The 22,187-nt window shown below is 66.5% G+C and carries 21 protein-coding genes and 1 pseudogene; 17 read left to right on the top strand and 5 right to left on the bottom strand.

Annotated elements, in window-relative coordinates; all coding sequences use genetic code 11:
- The first annotated feature begins 62 nt into the window (after window positions 1–62).
- The gene (gene rfbB / locus EUA98_RS08710; protein WP_130102289.1) at window positions 63–1,058 is read left to right on the top strand and encodes a dTDP-glucose 4,6-dehydratase; all 996 of its coding nucleotides are present in this window, start codon (window positions 63–65) and stop codon (window positions 1,056–1,058) included.
- Between the two features lie 115 nt (window positions 1,059–1,173).
- Window positions 1,174–2,421, top strand: coding sequence for an LCP family protein (locus EUA98_RS08705; protein ID WP_242511358.1), 1,248 nt, complete (start codon window positions 1,174–1,176; stop codon window positions 2,419–2,421).
- Between the two features lie 21 nt (window positions 2,422–2,442).
- On the opposite strand, the gene EUA98_RS20240 is transcribed toward EUA98_RS08705, so the two are convergent.
- Window positions 2,443–2,874, bottom strand: coding sequence for a hypothetical protein (locus EUA98_RS20240; protein ID WP_242511357.1), 432 nt, complete (start codon window positions 2,872–2,874; stop codon window positions 2,443–2,445).
- Between EUA98_RS20240 and EUA98_RS08700 the strand changes: the two genes are divergently transcribed.
- A complete protein-coding gene (locus EUA98_RS08700) occupies window positions 2,867–3,796 on the top strand; it encodes an LCP family protein (protein ID WP_242511356.1) in 930 nt (309 codons plus the stop codon). The genes EUA98_RS20240 and EUA98_RS08700 overlap by 8 nt on opposite strands.
- A 116-nt stretch (window positions 3,797–3,912) precedes the next feature.
- On the opposite strand, the pseudogene EUA98_RS20235 reads toward EUA98_RS08700, so the two are convergent.
- Window positions 3,913–4,971 (bottom strand): annotated as a pseudogene (locus tag EUA98_RS20235) (acyltransferase family protein); the annotation flags it as partial.
- Window positions 4,972–5,096: 125 nt separating this feature from the next.
- Between EUA98_RS20235 and EUA98_RS08690 the strand changes: the two are divergent.
- Window positions 5,097–5,768, top strand: coding sequence for a DUF2975 domain-containing protein (locus EUA98_RS08690; protein WP_130102286.1), 672 nt, complete (start codon window positions 5,097–5,099; stop codon window positions 5,766–5,768).
- 77 nt (window positions 5,769–5,845) lie between these two features.
- Window positions 5,846–6,055, top strand: a complete 210-nt coding sequence (locus EUA98_RS08685) for a helix-turn-helix domain-containing protein (protein WP_207219021.1) — start codon at window positions 5,846–5,848, stop codon at window positions 6,053–6,055.
- 147 nt (window positions 6,056–6,202) lie between these two features.
- Here the strand turns inward: EUA98_RS08685 and purE are convergent, their stop codons facing one another.
- A complete protein-coding gene (gene purE / locus EUA98_RS08680) occupies window positions 6,203–6,799 on the bottom strand; it encodes a 5-(carboxyamino)imidazole ribonucleotide mutase (RefSeq protein ID WP_130102284.1) in 597 nt (198 codons plus the stop codon).
- Between the two features lie 134 nt (window positions 6,800–6,933).
- On the bottom strand, window positions 6,934–8,184 hold the full coding sequence (locus EUA98_RS08675) for a 5-(carboxyamino)imidazole ribonucleotide synthase (protein ID WP_130102283.1): 1,251 nt from the start codon (window positions 8,182–8,184) through the stop codon (window positions 6,934–6,936).
- Window positions 8,185–8,280: 96 nt separating this feature from the next.
- Between EUA98_RS08675 and EUA98_RS08670 the strand changes: the two genes are divergently transcribed.
- The 12 genes from EUA98_RS08670 (at window position 8,281) to EUA98_RS08615 (ending at window position 20,414) form a co-directional block, all read left to right on the top strand.
- The gene (locus EUA98_RS08670; protein WP_130102282.1) at window positions 8,281–8,808 is read left to right on the top strand and encodes a GtrA family protein; all 528 of its coding nucleotides are present in this window, start codon (window positions 8,281–8,283) and stop codon (window positions 8,806–8,808) included.
- A gap of 83 nt (window positions 8,809–8,891) precedes the next feature.
- Window positions 8,892–9,599, top strand: coding sequence for an acetyltransferase (locus EUA98_RS08665; RefSeq protein ID WP_130102281.1), 708 nt, complete (start codon window positions 8,892–8,894; stop codon window positions 9,597–9,599).
- Between the two features lie 4 nt (window positions 9,600–9,603).
- Window positions 9,604–10,701: a DegT/DnrJ/EryC1/StrS family aminotransferase gene (locus EUA98_RS08660; protein ID WP_130102280.1), complete on the top strand. Its 1,098-nt coding sequence runs from the start codon at window positions 9,604–9,606 to the stop codon at window positions 10,699–10,701.
- A 269-nt stretch (window positions 10,702–10,970) separates the two neighbouring features.
- Window positions 10,971–12,686, top strand: a complete 1,716-nt coding sequence (locus EUA98_RS08655; protein WP_130102279.1) for an FkbM family methyltransferase — start codon at window positions 10,971–10,973, stop codon at window positions 12,684–12,686.
- 2 nt (window positions 12,687–12,688) lie between these two features.
- Window positions 12,689–13,735, top strand: a complete 1,047-nt coding sequence (locus EUA98_RS08650; RefSeq protein WP_207219018.1) for a glycosyltransferase family 4 protein — start codon at window positions 12,689–12,691, stop codon at window positions 13,733–13,735.
- Window positions 13,732–14,757 (top strand): glycosyltransferase family 4 protein, encoded by a 1,026-nt coding sequence (locus EUA98_RS08645; protein WP_130102278.1) that lies wholly within the window; start codon window positions 13,732–13,734, stop codon window positions 14,755–14,757. The genes EUA98_RS08650 and EUA98_RS08645 overlap by 4 nt, the downstream gene beginning before the upstream one ends.
- Window positions 14,754–16,076 (top strand): glycosyltransferase, encoded by a 1,323-nt coding sequence (locus EUA98_RS08640; protein WP_130102277.1) that lies wholly within the window; start codon window positions 14,754–14,756, stop codon window positions 16,074–16,076. Before EUA98_RS08645 ends, EUA98_RS08640 begins: the two co-directional genes overlap by 4 nt.
- Window positions 16,077–16,123: 47 nt before the next feature.
- On the top strand, window positions 16,124–16,825 hold the full coding sequence (locus EUA98_RS08635) for a sugar phosphate nucleotidyltransferase (RefSeq protein WP_165372769.1): 702 nt from the start codon (window positions 16,124–16,126) through the stop codon (window positions 16,823–16,825).
- Window positions 16,822–17,670, top strand: a complete 849-nt coding sequence (locus EUA98_RS08630; protein WP_130102275.1) for an NAD-dependent epimerase/dehydratase family protein — start codon at window positions 16,822–16,824, stop codon at window positions 17,668–17,670. Before EUA98_RS08635 ends, EUA98_RS08630 begins: the two co-directional genes overlap by 4 nt.
- Window positions 17,671–17,753: 83 nt before the next feature.
- Complete coding sequence (locus tag EUA98_RS08625) at window positions 17,754–18,857, top strand: polysaccharide biosynthesis protein (RefSeq protein WP_130102274.1); 1,104 nt, start codon at window positions 17,754–17,756, stop codon at window positions 18,855–18,857.
- 53 nt (window positions 18,858–18,910) lie between these two features.
- A complete protein-coding gene (locus EUA98_RS08620) occupies window positions 18,911–19,933 on the top strand; it encodes a glycosyltransferase family 2 protein (RefSeq protein ID WP_165372768.1) in 1,023 nt (340 codons plus the stop codon).
- Window positions 19,934–19,970: 37 nt separating this feature from the next.
- Window positions 19,971–20,414 carry a GtrA family protein gene (locus EUA98_RS08615; protein ID WP_130102272.1) on the top strand — a complete coding sequence of 148 codons (444 nt, stop codon included), beginning with the start codon at window positions 19,971–19,973 and terminating at the stop codon, window positions 20,412–20,414.
- 99 nt (window positions 20,415–20,513) lie between these two features.
- Here the strand turns inward: EUA98_RS08615 and EUA98_RS08610 are convergent, their stop codons facing one another.
- Window positions 20,514–21,998, bottom strand: coding sequence for a hypothetical protein (locus tag EUA98_RS08610; protein ID WP_130102271.1), 1,485 nt, complete (start codon window positions 21,996–21,998; stop codon window positions 20,514–20,516).
- Window positions 21,999–22,187 lie beyond the last annotated feature (189 nt).

Raw genomic sequence — 22,187 nt, 5'->3', positions numbered from 1 at the left:
GAAAGTCGGATCGAGACGATTACGCTCGGGACGGCCCGACCTGGCAAACCTGGAGGAATCTCGTGCGTCTGCTCGTCACCGGCGGAGCCGGCTTCATCGGCTCGAACTTCGTCCACCACGCGGTCCGCGACCGCCCCGACGTGCAGATCACGGTCCTCGATGCGCTGACCTACGCGGGCGACGAGGCGTCCCTCGCGCCGGTCGCCGACAAGATCACCTTCGTCCAGGGCGACATCACCGATGCCGACCTGGTCGACCGCCTCGTGGCCGCCACGGACGTCGTCGTCCATTTCGCTGCCGAGTCGCACAACGACAACTCTCTTGAGAACCCGTGGCCGTTCGTGCAGACCAACGTGATCGGCACCTACACGCTGCTCGAGGCCGTCCGGCGCCACGACAAGCGCTACCACCACATCTCGACCGACGAGGTCTACGGCGACCTCGAGCTCGACGACCCGGACCGCTTCACGCCCGAGACGCCGTACAACCCGTCGAGCCCGTACTCGTCGACCAAGGCCGCGAGCGACCTGCTGGTGCGCGCCTGGGTCCGCTCGTTCGGCGTCCGCGCGACGATCTCGAACTGCTCGAACAACTACGGTCCGTACCAGCACGTCGAGAAGTTCATCCCCCGCCAGATCACCAACGTGATCGACGGGGTGCGCCCCAAGCTCTACGGCACCGGCGAGAACGTGCGCGACTGGATCCACGTCGAGGACCACAACTCCGCGGTCTGGGCGATCATCGACGGTGGCCGCATCGGCGAGACCTACCTCATCGGCGCCGACGGCGAGATGAACAACAAGGACGTCATCGAGCTGATCCTCGAGCTCACCGGCCAGCCGCGCGACGCATACGACCTGGTCAGCGACCGGCCCGGGCACGACATGCGCTACGCGATCGACTCCAGCAAGCTGCGCACCGAGCTCGGCTGGGCTCCCCGCTTCTCCGGCTTCCGCGACGGGCTCGCGGCGACGGTCGCGTGGTACCAGGCGAACGAGGCGTGGTGGCGCCCGCAGAAGGACGCGACCGAGGCGAAGTACGTGCAGCTCGGTCGCTGACCGAGGCGACCGCGCGGGCCAGACGGGCCCGCGCGGCGGTGGATGTGCACAGGTCCTCCACGCCGCGACCCCCCAGATCCAGCAAACGTCCAGCCCGGCACCCTAAACTCCTCAGGTGCCCTCTCATCACGCAACCTCTGCGCGCCCGCACGCCGCGCGTCACGCCCGCCGACCCGAGACCCACCGGATCGTGTTCGGCACGGCGCTCGCCGTCACGGCGCTGCTCGCGTTCAGCGTGACCGGAGTCGCCACGGCGTACACGAAGCTGCAGGGGAACATCCAGTCCGCGGACATCAGCGACCTGCTCGGCGACGACCGGCCGGCAGCGGCCGTCACGCCGGACCCGAACGACCCGAACGCGGGGCGGGCGCTCAACATCCTGCTCATGGGCTCGGACGTGCGCGACGGCGAGAACGCCGAGATCGGCGGCGAGGTGTCGGGCATGCGCTCGGACACCACGATCGTGCTGCACCTCTCGGCCGACCGGACCCGTGCCGATCTGGTGTCGATCCCGCGCGACACGCTCGTCGACATCCCCGCGTGCGAACGCTCCGACGGCACCAGCTCGAAGGCCCAGAAGGGGCAGTTCAACTCGGCGTTCTCGATCGGATCCGAGAGCGGTGAGGTCTCCGACGCGGCGGCGTGCGCGTGGAAGACGGTCGAGAAGAACACCAACCTCCTGCTGGACGACTTCGTGGTCATCGACTTCGCCGGCTTCACCCGCATGGTCGATGCACTCGGCGGAGTGCCGATCTGCGTGCCGAACGACATGGACTCGCCGAAGGCGGGCCTGCACCTGACCGCCGGGCAGCAGACCCTCGACGGCACGACGGCGCTCGCCTTCGCCCGGGCCCGCACCGGGACAGGGGTCGGCGATGGTTCCGACACGAACCGGATCGGCCGCCAGCAGGAGCTGCTCGCCGCCACCGTGCGCGCGGTGCAGTCGAAGAACCTCCTCACCGACGTGCCCGAGCTGCTGCAGTTCCTCAGCGCAGCGACGTCGTCGATCACGGCCAGCCCGAACCTGGCATCGATCCCCAATCTCTCCGGCCTCGCCTTCAGCCTGCGCGGCACGGCGAGTGGCAGCATCACGTTCATGACCATCCCGTTCGCCACCGCGCCGTCGGATCCGAACCGGGTCGTGATGACCGACGCCGCCGACGCCATCTGGGCGAACCTCGCGGCAGACCAGCCGATCACGGCAGTCGAAGAACCGGCCGCCGAGACACCGGCCGCAACCCCGGGTGCCACACCGGACCCGGCAGCACCTGCCGTCGAGCCCGCTCCGGTCGAGCCGACCGAGCCGAAGGAGCCGGGCAAGGACGCCATCACGGCCGACGACGTCACCGCGGTCTGCGGCTGAGGACCCCGTGCCCCAGGACGATCAGCCGCGCCGCCCACCGGGTGCCAGCCGCGCCCGCACGGGCGGCAACGCCCAACCCGTCGACGATGCCGGCCACCGCTCGGCGCAGGGTTCACGGCCGAGTCCCCCGCGCGCGCCGGCCAGTCGCACGCCCTCGGCACCTCCGCCGAGCTTCACGCCCGGCGGCGAGACCCGGCGTCCGGCGGCCACCGAGCACGCGACCCCGATCGGCACCCCGCGCCGCCCACCCACCCCGTCGGCTCCCCCGCGCCCCCGCGCCGGACAGCTGCCTGCGGGGGCATCCGCATCCCGCGGCACGACCCCTCCCCGGCCGACGGCCACGCCGCCGACCCGCCTGCCGGCCCGCCCGCCCGCCGCATCGCCCCCGAAGCCCCCGCGCCAGCCCGGCTCACGCCGCAGGCGCCTCGGGCTCATCGCCGCCGTCGTGGTCATCGCCTTGGTCGCCTGGCCGGTCGGCCTGCTGATCTGGGCGAACGGCAAGATCCAGCACGTCGATGCGCTGTCGGGCGCTGCGAACACGCCCGGCACGACGTACCTGCTGGCGGGGTCGGACTCGCGCGCAGACGGCACCATCGAGGACAACGAGACGCCCGGCGCCCGCACCGACACGATCATGCTGCTCCAGGTACCGCAGAGCGGCCCCGCAGCGCTGATCAGCCTGCCTCGCGACACGTACGTCGACATCCCGGGCCACGGCCCGGCGAAGCTGAACGCCGCCTACTCGCTCGGGCAGGCGCCGCTCCTCGTCGAGACCGTAGAGCAGCTCACCGGCATCCACGTCGACCACTTCGTCGAGGTCGGCCTCGGCGGGGTCAAGAACGTGGTCGACGCCGCCGGCGGCGTCGAGCTGTGCCTCGACCCGGCGGTCAATCATGTCGACTTCCCGCTGTTCGACGTCGACTCCGGCCTCGCCTGGGACGCACCGGGCTGCAAGGTCGTCGACGGCAACATGGCGCTCGCTTTCTCACGGATGCGCAAGGCCGACCGCGAGGGCGACATCGGCCGAGCCAAGCGCCAGCAGCAGCTCATCTCGGCGCTGACCTCGACGATCGCGACGCCGTCGCTCGCGCTGCACCCGGGCAAGCAGGTGAGCCTGATCCGGACCGGCCTCGGCGCGGTCCAGGTGAGCAACGAGACGGACATCGTCGACCTGGGGCGCCTTGCGCTCGCGTTCCGCAAGGCGACCGGCCCGGAAGGGATCCGCGGCACGCCGCCGATCTCCAACCCGGACTACCGACCGGGGGACATCGGCTCGACGGTGCAGCTCGACCCGGACACGTCGCCGGCGTTCTTTGCCGCGATCCTGGCAGGGACCCTCCCCGCCGGACCCGTGGGCGGCCTGCCGACCCCCTGACCCGCCGTCAGGCCGCGCGCGACGTCCCCCGCGCGCTCCAGCCCCGCCTGTGCCGTGGACCGCAACCGCGGACCGACCCGCCGCTCGACCCCGAAGTGGATCCCGGCGGCCAGGGCGAGGGAGAACGCCGTCGCCAGCGCGAGCACCAGGTACGGCGGCAGCGTGCCGGTGAGGTTCGAGATGATCCACCAGCCCCAGTGCTCGTGCACGAGGTAGAGCGGGTACGTCAGCGCCCCGAGCGTGGTCAGCCAGCGCCAGTCGAGCCGCGACACGGGCGTCAGCGTGACCACGACGACCAGGGCGACACAGGCCACCACGAGCAGCCCGAGGACGAGCGCCGACGGTGCATGGTCGGTGTTCCGGAGCTGCTTGACCAGCTGATCGGGCACGACGAGCCAGACCGCCGCGGCGGTGTTCGCCGCGACCAGCCACCAGGCTCGCGCGGAGTGGCCCTCGCGGCGGATGAGGAACAGCAGCATGCCGATGGCGAACAGCGGCGCGTACTCGGCGACCAGCACGGTCCGCAGCCAGCCGGGCCCGGCGGCGTCGGCGACCAGGGCAAGGCCCGGCCAGAGCGCCGCGAACGCCAGCACCCGGCGGCGGGTGATGCCGATCGCCACGAACACGACGATCAGCACGTAGAACCGCAGCTCGGCCCAGAGCGTCCAGTAGACGCCGTCGACGTTGCCGACGTCGAACAGCGACTGCAGCATCGTGAGGTTGACCGCGACCTCGCCGGCGGTGACGTTCTTGCCGCCCGGCCAGATCCACAGCAGCAGGGCGCCGGTGAGCAGCACGCCCGACCAGTAGGCCGGGAACAGTCGCGCGATCCGGGAGGCCGCGACGTTGGCCACGCTCCGGTCCCAGGCGGTCATGAGGATGACGAACCCGCTGATCACCAGAAACAGCTCCGGGCCGAGCGCGCCATACATCAGCCACTCCCCCGCGTTCGGGAAGACCTCGGCCGGGGGGCGGCCCCATGCCTGCGAGTTGCGCACCGTGAAGTGGTAGATCAGCACCGCCATCGCGGCGAAGAACCGCAGCGCGTCGAGGGCCCCGAGGCGGGCGCGGCGCGGCGGGGCAGCCGGCTTCTCGCGTTCGGGACGGGGGGTGTGACGGGCTTCGAGCGGGGTGGGTGGCGGCGCGGCTGAGGTCGGCAGAGTCGCTAGGGGCATCGATCGACTGTAAGCGTAAAGACATGTTAAACCGCAACCCGGAGGACTGGACATATCGAGGATCGATATGTAAGTTTGGTCTCAACGTATCGATCCTCGATATGTACACACGTCCTGGGGGAGCCATGAAATCGATGCGGCGGATGGCGCTGCGCGACTCGGAGTACGTCGGACCGCGGACCAGCCGGGCCATCGCCGGGCTGCTGCTGGTCGCAGGACTGGTGGCCGCCGTCGGCGGGGTCGGCTACGCGATCAACGGCGCCACCCAGGCGCCTGAGTCCGTGACGGTCCCGATCAGCATCGAGACGGCGGACGGCGTGGTGCGCGGCCCGGTGCCCGTGAACGCCGACGGCGTCGTGGTGCCCGACGGCGCCCGGCTCCAGGCCGCCGAGGGCGGGCTGCAGCTCGTGGCCGAGGGGGGCGCCAGCCGGTGGACAGGGTTTCTCGCCCGGGGCGACGCGGCGCTGATCGGGCTCGCGTTCGGGGCATGCGCGCTGCTGCTCGTCCCGGTCGTCAACGCGGTCGCTGCGGGCGACCCGTTCCGCCCGGGCAATGCAGCCCGGATCGGCTGGACCGGCGCGATCGTCGGGGTCGTCGGGATGGTCGCACCTGCCCTGCCGAACCTCGCCGCCCTCGCGGTGTACTCCGGGTTCGACGCCGCCGAGGGCGCCAACCCGTTCGCGGTCGTGTTCGGCTTCGGGCTCGCGCCGATCGGGATCGCCGCGCTGATCTTCGTGCTCGCGGAGGCGTTCCGGCGCGGGACGCAGATCAGCGCGGACACCGCGGGGCTCGTGTGAGCCGTTCGGCGGGCGAGGCGCCCGACCCTGGCCCGGGCGCTGGGCCGGGCCAGGGCGGAGCCCCGGAGCACCGGGTCGTGTGCCACCTGGACGCGCTGCTCGCTGCACGCGGACTCACGCTCACCGAGCTCGCCCAGCGGGCGGGAGTCACGGTGGTGAACCTCTCGGTCCTCAAGAACGACCGCGCCCGCGCGGTCCGGTTCTCGACCCTGACCGCCATCTGCGACGCTCTCGACTGCCAGCCGGGTGACCTGCTCGGCGTGTCCCCGGGGCGCATCGCTCCCTGAACGCTGCCTCGCGGCGGTGAGTCCGAACCGTTGGCGCGGAGCATGTGACGCGCGGGGCTGGAGCACACTCATCGACCCTGCTCTGAGCCGTCGCCAGTGTCACGTGCCCCATGCTCCGCGCGGACAGGCGATCAGTTGCTCACGTGGTCAGGCGCTGAAGCCCATCGACGGGCCGCGCTTGCCCTCGCCGTACTGGGTCCGGAGCCGCTCACCCTTGGCGGTCGCCTGGTCGCGCAGGTCCACCTGGAAGGCGGCCATCGCGGTCCGCAGCCGAGCGGCGTCGTCGTCGGCCCCGGAGGCCAGGATGCGGACGGCGAGCAGGCCCGCATTGCGCGCGCCGCCGACCGAGACGGTCGCGACCGGGACCCCGGCCGGCATCTGCACGATCGAGAGCAGCGAGTCGAGCCCGTCGAGGTGCGCGAGCGGGACCGGGACACCGATCACGGGGAGCACGGTCACCGCGGCGAGCATGCCGGGCAGGTGGGCCGCTCCCCCGGCGCCCGCGACGATCACGCGCAGGCCGCGCTCGGCGGCGGAGCGCCCGTACGCCACCATCTTCTCGGGCTGGCGGTGCGCGGAGACGACGTCGACCTCGACGCTCACCCCGAACTCGGCCAGCGCGTCCGCAGCAGCCTGCATCACGGGCCAGTCGGAGTCGGAGCCCATCACGATGCCCACGAGCGGTCCCGCCACGCTCGAGCTGCTCGCTGGGACCGGCGTACCGATGGAGAACCCTGCACTCATGACCGCTCCCGATTGTCCTGAAGATGTGTCAGACCGAACGCGCTGTACAACCCGCGCAGGGGCCGACATGTTTCGGCAGTCAGCCTGTCAGAGTCGCGCGGTGACCGGCCCGCGGCGCCGGGTCCGCGGCAGGCCTAGCGCGAGGTGGCGCCTCTCAGGACGGCGGCCGCGGCAGCAGCCCGGGCCCGGACCTCGGTGAGGTCGTCGCCCATCACCGTCACGTGGCCGAGCTTGCGACCCTGGCGCGGGGACTTGCCGTAGAGCTGCACCTTGGCACCGGCGTCGAGCGCGGTGACCGCGGCGAGCGCATCGACCGGGTCGACGAGACCGTTGCCGAGCACGTTCACCATGACCGTCCAGGGCGCGCGTGCCGTGGACTCGCCGAGAGGCAGGTCGAGCACGGCGCGCAGGTGCTGCTCGAACTGGCTGGTCATCGACCCCTCGATGGTCCAGTGGCCGCTGTTGTGCGGGCGCATCGCGAGCTCGTTGACGACGACCGTGGGCGCACCGCCACCTGTTCCCGGCACCTCGAAGAGCTCGACCGCGAGCACGCCCGTCACACCGAGGCCCTCGGCGATCTCGAGCGCGAGGACCGTCGCCGCGCGCGCGACCGCCGGGTCCAACCCGGGCGCCGGCACGATCACCTCGGCGCAGACCCCGTCGACCTGGACGGACTCCACCACCGGCCAGGCGCGCATCTGGCCGGAGGGCCGCCGTGCGACCAGCACCGCGAGCTCACGCGTGAACGGGATCTTCTCCTCGGCGAGCAGCGGGATGCCGGAGCCACCGTCGGCCTGCGATGCAGCGAACCAGTCCGCGGCCTCGGCGACCGAGCGCACGATCCTCACGCCCTTGCCGTCGTACCCGCCGCGGGCGGTCTTCACCACGGCGGTGCCGCCGACCTGGGCGAGGAACGCCTCGAGCGCGGCGGCATCCGGCAGCTCGACCCAACGCGGGCAGGGCACGCCGAGCTCGCCGAGCCGGCGGCGCATCACGATCTTGTCCTGCGCGTGCACCAGCGCGGCGGCATCCGGGCGCACGGGGTGCCCCTCGGCCACCAGCTGCTCGAGCAGCGCGTTCGGCACGTGCTCGTGCTCGAACGTCAACACATCGGCCGCGCGGGCCTCGGCGCTCACGCCCTCGGGGGTGTCCGCGGCGGGAGCAGCCGAGCGTCGGCCATGGGTGGCCTGCGACCCGGCGACCAGGGCACGGATCGCGGCCTCGTCGCTCGCCGCGCCCACCCGCGAGTCGCAGATGACCTGGGCGGCCGACGACGTCGGCTCCTCCACCAGGGCGCGCAGGTGCACTCCCAGCGCCGCCGCCGCCGGAGCCATCATCCGGGCGAGCTGTCCGCCGCCGACCACTGCCACCACAGGAGCTGCCACGAGGCGTGAGCCTAGACGGTCCGCCTCGCCGCCCGGCGCAGCGGATCCCAGCGGATTGGACACCCCTCGCCCAGGCGCCTCCGTTAGCCTCAAGGAGTGACCACCAGCAGGCTCGGCCCGCCTCGATCCGCGCTCGAGCGCGCCTGGCTCCCCTCGGCACGCGGGCGGCTCGCCGAGCTCGCCCGGTTCGGCTCCGTCGGCGCGGTCGCCTACGTCGTCGACCTTGGCCTGTTCAACCTGCTTCGCTTCGGCCCCGGAGAGCTGCTGATCCACAAGCCGCTGACGGCCAAGGTCATCTCGGTCGCCGTCGCGACGCTGGTGGCGTGGCTCGGCAACCGGTACTGGACCTTTTCGAGTCGCCGGACGTCCTCGCCCCGGCGCGAGCTGGCCGGGTTCGTGGTGGTGAACCTCGGTGGGCTGGTGATCGGCGTCGGCTGCCTGGCGTTCTCGCACTACGCCCTGAACCTGACGTCCCCGCTCGCGGACAACATCTCGGCGAACGTCGTCGGGCTCGCGTTGGGCACCGCATTTCGGTACGTGTTCTACCGGCGGCTGGTCTTCACCGGGACGAGCCCGGTCGCCCTTGCTTCGCCGGCACTCGAGCGCCGCAGCTTCCCGAATTGACCGGGACGGGATTCACCTAGGCCTACTCGACTCACGCGTCCGGTAAACTCGACGACAAATCGTCACGGCTACCAGGGAAGTCCATGCTCGACGCCTCGTCCTCTGACAGCGGGTCCGCCGATGAGTCAGATCCGCTCGCGGGCGATTTGGGCGCTTTGTCCCCTCCGCTTCCGGTAGTTGTGATCGGCAACGGCGGACACTCGCGCTCCTGCGTCGATGCCTGGAACCCCACATCGTCGTTCCAGCCGTTGGGCTGCACCGGTTTCGATCCCCACGAGCGGAGCGAGGTCGCCTACCTCGGGACCGACGACGTGCTTCCCGGACTGCTCGCCCAGGGGTACGTGCGCGTCTTCGTCGCACTCGGCGACTCGAGGTTGCGGGAACGCTGCCAGCGCGACGCGGTCAAGCTGGGATACGTCGCGCACGCCCTCGTCGCCGGCAGCGCACAGGTGGCGCGAACCGCCAGTATCGAGGCAGGCGCCGCCGTGCTTCGCGGCGCGATCGTCGGCGCCTTCTCGCGCGTAGGTGAAGGCGCGATCATCAACACGGGTGCGAGCATCGACCACGACTGTGTCATCGGGCCGTACGCGCACATCGCTCCCGGCACCCATCTGGCGGGAAACGTCGAGGTTGGCGCCCATTCCATGCTGGGTGTCGGAACTTCCGTCATCCCCGGAGTCAAGATCGGCGCGGGCGCCGTCATCGGTGCTGGCTCCGTCGTCATCTCAGACATTCCCGATGGCCAGGCTGTCGCCGGGGTGCCAGCCCGACCACTGAAGAGAAGGAACTGACGGCATGATCCACATTGCGAGTCCCGAGTTGTCCGGGAACGAGAAGCTGTACGTGAACGAGTGTCTCGACTCCACCTGGATCTCGTCATCAGGTCGATTCATCACCGATTTCGAGCGCGCCTTCGCGGACGCGTGCGGCGCCAAGCACGCCATCGCCACGAACAACGGCACAACGGCCCTCCACCTCGTGCTTGCCGCTCTCGGAATCGGCCCGGGTGATGAAGTCGTCGTCCCCGTCCTCACCTACATCGCCACAGCGAACGCGGTTCGTTACTGCGGGGCGGAGCCGGTGTTCGTCGATGTCGAGCCGGACACCATGAACATGGATCCCCGCCTGTTCGAGGCAGCCATCACGCCACGCACCCGCGCCGTCATCCCCGTCGACCTGTACGGCCACCCCGCCGACATGGTCGCGATCGCGGCGATCGCCGAACTGCACGGCATCGCCGTGATCGAAGACTCCGCCGAGGCGCACGGCGCCGAGATCAACGGTGGCCGAGTCGGATCGTTCGGCCTGGCGACCGCGTTCAGCTTCTTCGGGAACAAGATCCTCACGACCGGAGAGGGCGGCGCAGTCACCACGAACGACGCCGCGCTCGCCTCGCGCATGCGCCTTCTGCGTGGCCAGGGCATGGATCTTGAGCGTCGCTATTGGTTCACGGACGTCGGCTACAACTACCGCATGACCAATATCGCGGCGGCCATCGGACTCGCTCAGCTCGAGCGGTTCGACGAGAGCCTGGCTCGGCGTGACCAGATCGCCAAGCAGTACGACGCTCTGCTTTCCGGAAACGCTCGGCTCGCGCTTCCGGAATCGCGCCCCGAGGTTCGCCGGGTGAACTGGCTCTACACGGTGACCGTCGAGGGCCTCAGCGCAGACGAACGCGACCAGCTCATCGTGGACCTCGCGTCCGAGGGCATCGAGACGCGCCCGGTCTTCCACCCCCTTCACCACCTCCCTCCCTACCTGCAACCCGACGCGAGCTTCCCTGTCGCCGAGCGACTCGGCGCCTCGGGGATCTCGCTACCCACCCACCTGGGGCTCTCGGAGAACGACATCGCGACCGTCTGCGAGGCCCTCAGCGGTGCGCTCGACACATGAGCGCAGAGGCCGCAAACCCGTTTGATGGCACCGCCCCACGCTCATCGACCTCGCGGATTCGGGAGCGGTCGCAAATGCTGACGCCCGAGAGGCCAGCATCGGTCCACTATTGTTCGTGGGGCACGTCTGCGCTGACTATGATTGATCAGCGCTAACGGCCAAGCCGTGGAATCGGGAGTTCCTCGCATCGACGCGATCCCGGTCGTGTCGGGTGACGCGATCGGCTAGAGAAGCACGGAAGGCCTAGGGCAGATCATGGGGTACCCCGCGTGACCAATTCCGCTCAGTTCATTTCGTACTCCCAGCACGGCGAGGATGTGATCCTTTGGCGTGCCTTAGGTGAGCGCCCGGCGGGCTTCTACGTCGATGTCGGCGCCTTCGATCCCTCGTACGATTCGGTGACCCGAGCCCTGTACGAACGAGGCTGGCGCGGAATCAATATCGAGCCACAACCCGAGCGTCTTGAAGCATTCGAGCGCGAGCGCCCGGAGGACTCCAACCTCAGCCTGGCCGTTGGGGACCGCGACGGTGTCGCCACCCTCACACTCCCTGACAACCCCGGTTGGGCCTCCCTGCTGGCTCCCGCCGTGACAGGGAGCGACGCAATGGGCTTTCGCACGTTGGAAGTCCCGATCCGGCGCCTCGACACGCTACTCGCCGAGCGCGGCGTTGATCGCGTGGACATCCTTAAGATCGATGTCGAGGGGGCGGAACCGGCAGTTGTGCGAGGCCTTCTTGACGGCCCGATCCGACCACTGATTTGCGTGGTCGAAGGCGTCGCGCCCGGAATCGGCCGAACTGCAGGTGACGAGGCGGTGGGTCTGCTAGTCGAGGCAGGCTATGTTCACTGCCTTTTCGATGGCCTCAATCACTATCTTACGGTCGATCCAGAGCTCGAGTCTGCGCTGTCTGTGCCGGCTAACCCTCTCGACGGGTACCAAACAGATCTGGTCGATCGCCTCCTTCGGGAACGCCACGACCTGCAATCCACGATCGCCTCGCTAGCCGGTGAGAATCTCGTTCTGCGAGCGGTCCATGCCGCGCCACCCGTTCCAATCCCTGAAGCAGATCTCGAGCTCGACGGTCCTGCAACGCGCGAGGATGTCGGGCCGGAGGATCATGTGCCCGCAGATGAGGTCCCAGCGAAGCCTGAAGGCAGCGATCTTCCGCTGCCGGCACCCGCAGACGGCGACGCGGACGTTCGTGTCGAACCCGGCCCCCTGCCCCCAGAGCCCGACACCTCAGCTCTCACATTCGACCCGGAGACTCGCGCCGCCCGGCGCAGAATCTCCTTTTCTCGACTGCTGCAGGGCGCGCCCGCTGCCTTGCCTCGACCTCCTGCCCCAGCGCTCGACCGCCTCTTGCAACTCGCGCTGGGCGACAGGGCGCCGGCAGATGCGGTCTTGGTGCTCTATCAGGAGATCTTGGGTCGCACGGCCGACTCTGAGGGCCTTGCGGCCTGGACGAACCGGCTCGAGGCAGGCAGGTCACTCCTCGAGGTCGCTCACGAACTGGCCGACTCTGACGAGGCTCTCACTCTTCCCGAAGAGCGGATTGCGCGGGTGCGCTCTGATCTCATCGCTTGGGAAAGCCTGATTGCACTTAATGAACTGGGCATCGCCGCCTGGCACCCCGGTCGCACCTACACGCGTGGCACCGTCTCCCACGAGATCTTCATCGAAGCCCTTTACGAAGTAGCGCTACAGCGCCGACCCACCCCAGATGAAGTGCAGTTCGAGGTAAACAAGCTGGTCGGCGGAGTAGGGCGCGAGTGGCTCATCCGCGCATACGCAGCCAACCCCGCGGTGAAATCCCGACTTCTCGGCGAGCCAACCGGGGCCCTCCGCGGACGACTCAGCCAATGGCGAACTGGACGGCGCCATCTGGAAACGTTCCGCGCGCTCGTCACCGAAGCCGAGGCGCGGCAAGTCGCACAGATTCTTGGCGACCTGCCTCGAAGCACCCGCATCGCATTGGAGCGTTGAAAATGCGTGTCATCATCGCGTCGACCTCCGTCCCGCACATCGACGGAGGCGGACGACTCATAGCGCGCTGGACGGCCGAGGCTATGCGCGATGCTGGACATGAGGTGGAAGAGTTCTACCTACCCTTCCCCACCGAACCCCGCCCATCGCTCGCGGCCATGGTGGGACTGCGAGCCACCCCCTTTGCCGGCTCCGGAGACAGGCTCATAGCGATCCGCTGGCCAGCGCATGTCCTCAGGCACGAGAACAAGGCGACCTGGTTTATCCACCACTATCGACAGTTGTTCGATCTCTGGGACTCGCCCTATCGGGGAGTTCCAGCAAATGCCGAGGGCATTGCGTACCGTGAAGCCTTGAGAAGAATCGACAATCAAGGCCTTGGTGAGTCCCGGGACGTCTTCACGAACTCCCTTATTGTCAGGGACCGCGTCCGCACATACAACGGCCTCGATCCCGAGCCACTTTTCCCACCCATTGGCGGCGATATTTCGCGCTTCCACACTGACTGCTATGGCGACTTCATCTTCTATCCGAGCAGAATCACACCGATCAAACGTCAGTTCCTTGCAGTGCAGGCGATGCGCTACACGAAGACGCCGGTTCGGCTGGTCATCGCAGGAAAACCCGACTCGGCTCTGTTCGGAAAGGAAATTCGCGACTACATTCGCGAATATTCGTTGCAGGACCGCGTCGACCTCCTTGGCTGGCTGCACGAGGATGTCAAAGTCGATCTGTTGTCGCGCTGCCTTGCCCTTGCCTATCTGCCCTTAGATGAGGACTCCTACGGCTATCCGTCGCTCGAGGCGTCTCACTCAGCGAAGCCGATCGTTACCCTGAGCGATTCCGGGGGCGCACTCGAGTTTGTACGAGACGGACAGGAGGGCCTCATCGCCGAACCAAACCCTCGCAATCTGGCCCTCGCCTTCGACAGACTGTACGAGGACAAGGAAGAGGCGGAGCGGATGGGCACACAGAGCTACGCGCGACGTGCCGAGCTGAAGATTGCCTGGCCCCATGTCATCAATCGCCTCCTTGGGGAGGACCAGTGAAGATCCTCGTCGCCAACAACGCTGCGCCATTCGTCCGAGGAGGAGCGGAACTCCTCGCTGAGCGGTTGGTTGTCGAACTCCGCCGTGCTGGCCATGAGGCGGAGCTACTCCGACTCCCCCTTGGGGACACGCCCGAACAGATTCGGGACGGCATCATTGCAGCCACGCTTCTACACGCGGTGAACGTTGATCGAATTATCGGGCTGAAGTTCCCGGCATACTTGATACCGCACCCGGACGTGGTGATCTGGCTGGTCCACCAACTGCGGCAAGCATACGACCCACCGCCGGTCGGCTGGGCCCCGGACCCCGTCCTCGACCCAGTAGTGGAGGCCATCCACACTGCCGATCGTGCAGCCTTCGCCAGTGCGACGCGCCTTTATGCAATATCTCCGATGATCGCTGACAGGTTGCAGCGAAGCACGGGGCTTGAGGCCACGGTCCTGATGACGCCGCCACATAGTGAGGTGAAGCACCAGACACAGGTCGCAGAGGACTTCATCCTCGCGCTCGGGCGCATCTCGGACGGAAAAAGGCAACGGCTTGCGATACAAGCCATGCAGCATGCCCAGGCCGGATACAGACTAGTGGTGGCGGGTGCACCCGATAGGCCGGAGGATCTCGACGAGATCCGCCGGGAAATCGACAAAGCGGGAATCCAAGACCGCGTCGAGTTGATTCCTCGATTCATTACCGAGGACGAGAAGATCGACCTCCTGGCCCGCTGCATCGGATCGGTCTACCTACCAATCGACGAGGACTCGTACGGATACGTCTGCTACGAGGCTGCAATGTCAAACAAGCCATCAATCACAGCGACCGACTCAGGCGGCACGCTCACGCTTGTGAAACACGGGGAGACCGGGCTCGTAGCGGCACCCGAGCCGAAGGCCCTCGCGATGGCATTTGACGAGATCGCCCTCGATCGAGAACGCGCGGCCTCGATGGGACGGACCGCCTACGATCTAGCAATTAACCTTGATCTATCCTGGCACCACGTTATCGAGGAGTTGACGCGGTGAAGGTCGCGATGGTCATGCCAATGGCACCCGAGAGCGCCATCGCGGACGTGATGAGCCAAGCGATTCCAGGACTACGTTCGAATTGGGACCTTGAGATTTGGTGCCCTACGGAAGAAAGCTACCGCTCGTGTTCGGTCCCACTGCGTCCCTACGCCGAGGCCAACACCGATGTCGTCAACGCCCTCGCTGCGTTCGACCTTGTGGTCTACGTCCTCGGCGATAGTCCGTGGCACTCTCGGATCTTGCCGCTCGCGCATTCCCTGCCCGGGCTGGTCGTCCTCCACGATGCATCCCTGACCAACCTCGTGCGCTTCGTGGCCATCGAAGGCAATGATCTTGAGGCCCTCGTCGAGCGCGTGGAGCTCGAGCGGGGTCCCGAGCTAGCGGGGATCCTCCGCTCTGCGTCTCCACCCGGTGGGGCGGCAGAGTGGCTGCGCTTCTGTGCGGAGGTTCCCCTCGACGATGTTGCCGCAGAGGGAAGTCTGGGCGCCGTGGTGCACTCGGTCTGGCATGCACGAAGAGTCGATGGGCTCACGCTCGGCCACGTGACGGTCGCGCCACTGCCTGTGCCTTCACCCCACATCGGGTTCGAGTCGAATGAGCGCGCGAGCTCATCCGCACTTATCAGCGAATTGCCGGACGATGCGCTCCTACTTGTCACCGTGGGGGCGGCGAATGCCAATAGACGGATCGATCTGCTTCTTGAGGCAATCGCCAAAGACCCGGTGCTCACTGAGAATGTCCATCTGTGGGCGGTTGGGCCAGCCACGGAGGACGCACGCGCCGAGCTCGGCGGACTGGCGCGGACACTTGGTCTCCAGAACCAGTTCGCGATGACCGGGCGCGTTACGGACTCGCTGCTCCAGGAAATCCTCGCACGCGCTGACATAGCTGCAGCCCTCCGCGATCCGGTCCTTGAGGGACAATCAGCCTCAGTGCTCACTCAATTGATCTCGGGGACCCCTGTCGTGGTCTTTGACCATGCGCACTACGCCGAACTGCCGGATGACGTCGCGATCAAGGTTGACCCGCAGGACGCGCTCGAGGGAGTCCGAGTTGCCCTCAGGATACTCGTGGATGACGGTGCCGACCGAGGACGCCGCGGCGATCGCGCACGGGAGTACGTTCGAGAGTCCCGGAGCGGCGCAAAGTACGCGGAGGCCCTTCTTGAGGCGGGTGAACTAGCCCTTGCGGCAAAGCCAATTGCCTACCTCAACGCCGATCTTGGCTCACGCCTGCGCAGACTCGGACTGAATCGGGAGCCCATGTTCGTGAACGCCGTCACAGACCTGGCCTTCGATCTCTTTGATCTGGGCTGAAGGATGCCAGACGGGATAGGCGGAATCGAATGAGACGAAGAGGAAACATGCGGTACGGCTTCATTCTCGCGGGCGGGACGGGGACGCGCTTGCGCCCCTACACCTTCGTTCTACCCAAGCCTTTGATCCCGCTCGGCGCGGAGTCGATCATCGAGCGCGTCCTCAGATCCTTCCGCGACGCGGGACTCGACAAGGTGGTGATCAGTCTCGGCTACCTAGGCCACCTCGTCGAAGCCGTTATCGGTGACGGGACCAAGTATGGGGTCCACGTCGAGTACACGCGGGAAGATGAACCGCTGGGAACCGCGGGCGCACTTCGTCTCATTCCGTTCGACGTCGCGGACGAAGACGCGGTCCTCGTCGTCAACGGCGACACTCTCACTTCCCTCGATATGGGCGAACTGCTGGACTGGTTCGAGGAACGTGGTGCGAGCGCGGCGATGGTGTGTGTGGAGCGTGAAGTCAAAATCGACTACGGCGTAGTGATGGCAGATCAGCAGGGCAATCTGGTCGGCATCCAAGAGAAGCCCTCGACGCTCAATACGCTCAGCACAGGAATCAACGTCATCAGCGGGAAGGCACTCCGACAGCTGCCGACCGGGCGCGTCGATATGCCAGATTTTTTGATGAACCTCGCCGCCGGTGGAGAGCGTGTGGTCTGTCGGACCGTGCCAGACCTTTGGATGGATCTTGGACGGGTCGAGGATCTCGCCGCCGCGAATGACCTTCTAGAGCGTGGCCTGATATGACCGAGATCGTTCTCGTAGGCGCTTCCGGGTGGTTCGGGAAACAGTTGCTCGACCATGCTCCGAACCTGGTCGCAGTGCCCGCAAGAGATGTACTCGCAAGTCGCGGCGAGATTCTTCGACCACTCCTTGCGGGGCGCAACCGGATGGTCGTCAACGTCGCCGGAGCCCGGGTGGGGAACCACGACACAATGCAGCGGCTGAACGTTGATCTCCCCCGGCTTCTCGCTGAGCAGGTCGTTAACACGGGGGGCCATCTGGTGCACCTTGGGTCTGCCGCGGAATACGGAACGAATCAGCCGGACGGCATATGCCGCGAGGAGAGCGTCCCCGCACCCGAGTCAGACTACGGTCGATCGAAACTCACGGGTACGACGCTTGTGCTTGAGGCCGGAAGTGCGAGCGTTCTTCGGGTTTTTAATGTCGCAGCGAATCCCCCACAGCAGGGAAGCCCACTTGCCGAAATATCAAACAAGTTGGCGTTGGCAAGCAAGTCAGGAACGGATGTCGAACTATGGTCGGCCGGCACGGTGCGCGATTGGGTACGCCCTGATTTTGTCATTGCAAGTATCTTGTATGCAGCGAAACATCGACCGATCGGCCTCTTCAACATCTGCTCGGGGATTGGAGTCCGCATGGGCGAATCCGTTGAGTTGGCAATTGCGATTCTTGACTCGCCAATTCGAGTGAAGGACCTGCGTGGGTCACCACCAACCGTGGTGATCGGGGCACCCGAGCGATGGCTCGCAGCGTCACAGCTTTGCGAACAGGTCACCCCTTCGGACTTGGCGAAATTGATGTGCGGTCAATCGGGATCTGCAAACTCCGTTGAAGGTGAGCACAAGTGATAGCCCTAGCGTCCGACCTAAACGCACTCGGCCAGGCGGTGACCGGCCGAACTGACTCCGTATTTGGGCCGGCATTGTCTGCGATGAATGACGAGATCTACCAGGCTTACCATGGATCTCGCATCCTCATAACAGGTGGAGCCGGCTTCATCGGCGGTCAGACATTGCGCTTGCTCTTGGCGCTCGAGCCGGCGAAGGTCGTCGTCGCCGACACCTGGGAAAATGGGCTCGCCGAACTGGTGCGCGACCTTCGGTCCGAAGGCGCAATTTCGGCAAAAACGGTGTTTGAGCCGCGATTGGTTGACGTGACGAGCCCGCTTCTCAACCGAGTGGTCCACGACGATGGCCCATTTGATGCGGTCTTTGCTTTCGCCGCAGCAAAGCACGTGCGCACTGAACGAGAGCCCGTGTCAGCGCTCCACATGCTGAACGTCAACATCAACGGCACATTTCGGGCGCTGAGCGCCGCCGCTGAAAGTAATCCCGCATGCCGCCTCTTCATGGTATCGACCGACAAGGCTGCAGACCCATCGAGCCTGATGGGCGCGAGCAAGCGCGTCATGGAAGAGTACGTGAAGCATGAACTGCCGATGGTCAACACCACCCGGTTTGCCAACGTCGCGTTCTCGAGTGGCTCTCTCCTGGAGAGCTGGCTCATTCGCTTGGGACGCGGTCACGCGCTGCCCGTCCCCGCAGATACCACTCGCTATTTTGTCCGACCGGTCGAGGCAGGGCAGCTCTGCATGCTCGCATCCGTCGCTCCGCCAGGATCAATCGTCGTGCCGGCCGACGGCGCGGTCGATTCCGTCGAGCTATCGGTTGCACTCAAGCGCATCCTCAGCGCGTTGGGGCTGACCTGGCGTCAGGTGGAGGCCAGCGACGCGGAGGGTCAGAATCAAGACCGTTCAGTTGCCCGCATTCTCGTTACAGCACGGGATACAGCCGGAGAAAAGGCCGCCGAGTCCTTCATCGGCGCGGCCGAGCAACGCTCGGCGTGGTTGCCTTCGGTAGATATCATTGCCGCCGCCCCACCACGAGGGGCGTGCGTCGAGGTCGCCCAATGGATCGGACGCGCCTGCAACGAGCTGCCTGGACCCAGCGTCGAGGACCTCCTCGAGCGCATTCACGCCACGCTTCCTGAATTTGACCACGTCACGAGTGACCGTCGTTTGGATGATCGGATATGACAACCTCAGCGCCCGACGGTCAGGCACCGGTTCGAGCTACCCTCGATGTCATCGTGCCCCTGTACAACGAGGCAGAGGGAATCCAGCATTTTCACAAGGCCTTGGTCGAGGTGCTGGAGTCGCTTCAAGACCGATACTCGTGGTCGGTGATATATGTGGTCGATCCCGGCTCCGACGGCACCGCGCTCTTGATCCGGGAGCTTGTGGAAGCAGATGATCGGGTCCGTGCCGTGCTACTCCTGCGACGTGCGGGGCACCAGATGTCACTCATTGCCGGTATGGAGTGCAGCACAGCCGACGCAGTGGTCACCATGGACGGTGATCTGCAGCACCCGCCCGAACTCATACCGCAGATGCTCTCTCTCTTCGAGACCGGGGTCGACGTCGTCCAGACCATTCGATCGAAGACAGAGGGTCAAGGTTGGCTGCCGCAAGCACTGTCACGCGGCTTCTACTGGCTCATGGGCCACCTGTCCAAGGTTCAGATGGTCCAGGGTGGCGCAGACTTCCGTCTGATGTCGTCGCGAGTCGTGAACATCCTCTCCAACGAGATCGTCGAAAGCGACCGATTCCTTCGCGGCTTGATCCCCTGGCTCGGTCTCCCTACCGCGACGCTCGAATTCGAGGCACCCGCCCGCCAGGCGGGGCGAAGCAAGTACTCCTTCGGTCGCAGTCTTTCGCTCGCCGCGTCGGGCATCGTCTCCTTCAGCAAAGCTCCCCTGCACCTGGGCATCGTGCTGGGCCTGGTCGTCGGGGCGCTGGGGCTCCTGAGCGGCCTCGTGTCCCTTGTTCTGAGGTTGTCGGGTGCAGATATTCCCGCAGGCTGGACCACCCTGGTCGTAATGGTTGCCCTCCTGTCGGGCATGCAATTGATCACCCTTGGCCTGATCGGGCTCTATCTCGGGGTCGTCTTCGACGAGGCCAAACGCCGCCCGCAGATCCTTGTGGGCGAAACCCTCCCCAGACGCGTGTCCCGCGACCCCCACGCGCCGTCCGATGACCGTCTGCGCAGCGGAGCCAACAGTGCAGGCGAGCCCGAACAGCCTGGCCGAGCCACGCACGCGGGCCGTAGATGATGTGCTTCCGCACCACTTCGCAGAGGTCCGGTGACCGATGATGACCAACAAAGACAGCCCATCTCGGTGGATCCGGAGCAGGGTGCTCCGTTTCTTGCACGGGCCGCCCGTCGCACGATTCCTCGTGGTCGGTGGCGGGGCTGCCCTGTTGGAGCTCGCCATCTTCCAGGTCCTCGCGCTTGCCGGAATGGGTCCCGTCGCGGCAAATGCTCTGAGCTTCCTCGTTGGGATGACGACTAGCTTCGTCGGCTACCGGCTCTGGTCATTCGCCGGAGACCATGACTTGCCCATCGGAGGTCAGTTCGGCGCATACGCGACCCTCGCGCTCGTCAACGTCGGGGCATCCTCGCTTGTCATCCATGCTCTAGTCACCGCGGGGCTCTGGCCCTTGATTGCGAAGGTGAGTTGTATGGTGCTCATCGCCTGCTGGAACTACCTTCTCCTCAATCGATTGATTTTTCGGCGCCAGCTGACGGTCTGAATGGTCGAAAGCTCGAGACGGCTCGGGTCACCAAACGCCCGCGTGTGTGCGCAATCGGGACCTCGACGAGCACCAAAGGGCCGACATCATGTCCGCCGACTATTCTGGCGCCGGCAACTCGAAGACATCAAAAGTCCCCTCGGAGGTCTTGAGCGCCCCCAAAGAGGTGACCGCTATGCCATCCAGGAGCGCGCCACAGCCCGGAGTTGTCGGGATCGGGTACACGGCTGCCGTCGGATGGTCCCGCACTACTCCCGCGGGCGTGCAGAGCTCGACGTCCGCGCCTGGACCGTACTCGGCATCGAGCGCCAGATTGAGGTGGGGCGGCAGCAGCGTATAGATGTCGCCGAAGTGACCACTCGGATCCGAAACAACGAGGCGCGCGCTCTCCGGGACAGCTTCGCGAACCGTCTGCACGGAGTCAACTAGCACGGCCTGCGACGCCGCGTAGGTGGTCCAGGTGCCGTAGCCGACAACCGTCGCGAGCGCTGTGCCCGCAAGCGCGGCGACTACCCCCGCGAGGCGAACTTGACGGTCTCTGCTCAGTGCCGGCAGTGCGCAGCACGCGACAACCCAGATCATGAAGCCGACGGGCAGGGCAACACGTTCCGGATCGTTGAGGTGCGCAAGCTGGGACGCGTAGGTGAAGGCAGCCAACGGTGTCGCTGCCAGAGCAAAGAGCAGAAGCCACGCGTGCACCGCCGACAGCGACTGCCGAAAGCCGAGCGCGATCACGCCGGCACCAACCAGGATGAGGGCAGCCACCGCGGTGGGTGCGTTCAGAGCGAGGGTGCGCAGGATCGCGCGGATGGAGGCCACCAGCGCGATGCTCGGGGACTCGAGTTGCGCTTCGTACGAGTCGGAGGAGTACAACGGCGCGAGCACGACAGACCAGGTCACCACGGCAAGTACCACTGCGGTGGTGAGCGCGACGAGTGTGATCCTACGTCGTATCGAGGTGTCACGTAGCAGTGCGATCAGCACCGCAGCCATCACCAACGCCCCGGCCGGTGCCTGGTACGCGAGAAGGCCAAATAAGGGCACTGCGACTACCACGCTCGCCCAATACCACCTCCCAGTCGCAAGGTAGCGGATGCTCGCCCCGAACCAGACGACGCAGGCAAGTACCGAAACCTGCGCTGGCAGGAACCTCAGAATGTCGCCCGCCGCCCACCACGGGTGCAGCGCGACGGCCAGCGCCAAGGTCCACTGAAGGCTGCGCAAACTGGTGAGCGGAGCGACCGCCCACCTGGCGGCCAGGAGTTGGCCGACGGCGACCGCGCCGAGAACTGCATACGGCCCGACGAAGCCCCCGTCCGACATCGCCATGCCGATGTATTGGGGCAACAGGTGAAGAGGTCGACCGAGAGTCATGGGCAGTCGAGACACGAAACCGCCAAAACCCTCCTGATCCCATGCGAGAGCAAGCCCCCAATCCTCCAGGAGCCCTCCCTGCCACGGACGGAAATGAACGAGGAAGACCGTCAGCACGGCCGCAATCACGCCCGCGTCACCGAACCTCCGCAGCGATTCCGTCCTCCGGTCGCGACGAAGCAACTGTCTCGGGCGGACGATTTCGTTCACTCCTGCGTCGACAACTTGGCCCAACTGACTCGGCGCGTCTTTTCCGGGCAATGGCCATCCATCTGTTTGTCGGCTCTGTGGTCAACTCAAGATACTCGCTCACCCGGCCCTGTGTCCGTGGCCATGAGAAAGTCCCCGCAGGTGGCCAGTAGAAAGTCCCCGCTGGTGGCCAGGTAGAAGTCCCCACCC

This window comes from Pengzhenrongella frigida, from assembly GCF_004168625.1.
Lineage (GTDB): Bacteria > Actinomycetota > Actinomycetes > Actinomycetales > Cellulomonadaceae > Pengzhenrongella > Pengzhenrongella frigida.
Note: the sequence above shows the minus strand (reverse complement) of the source record. Positions and strands in the feature narration are given on the sequence as shown.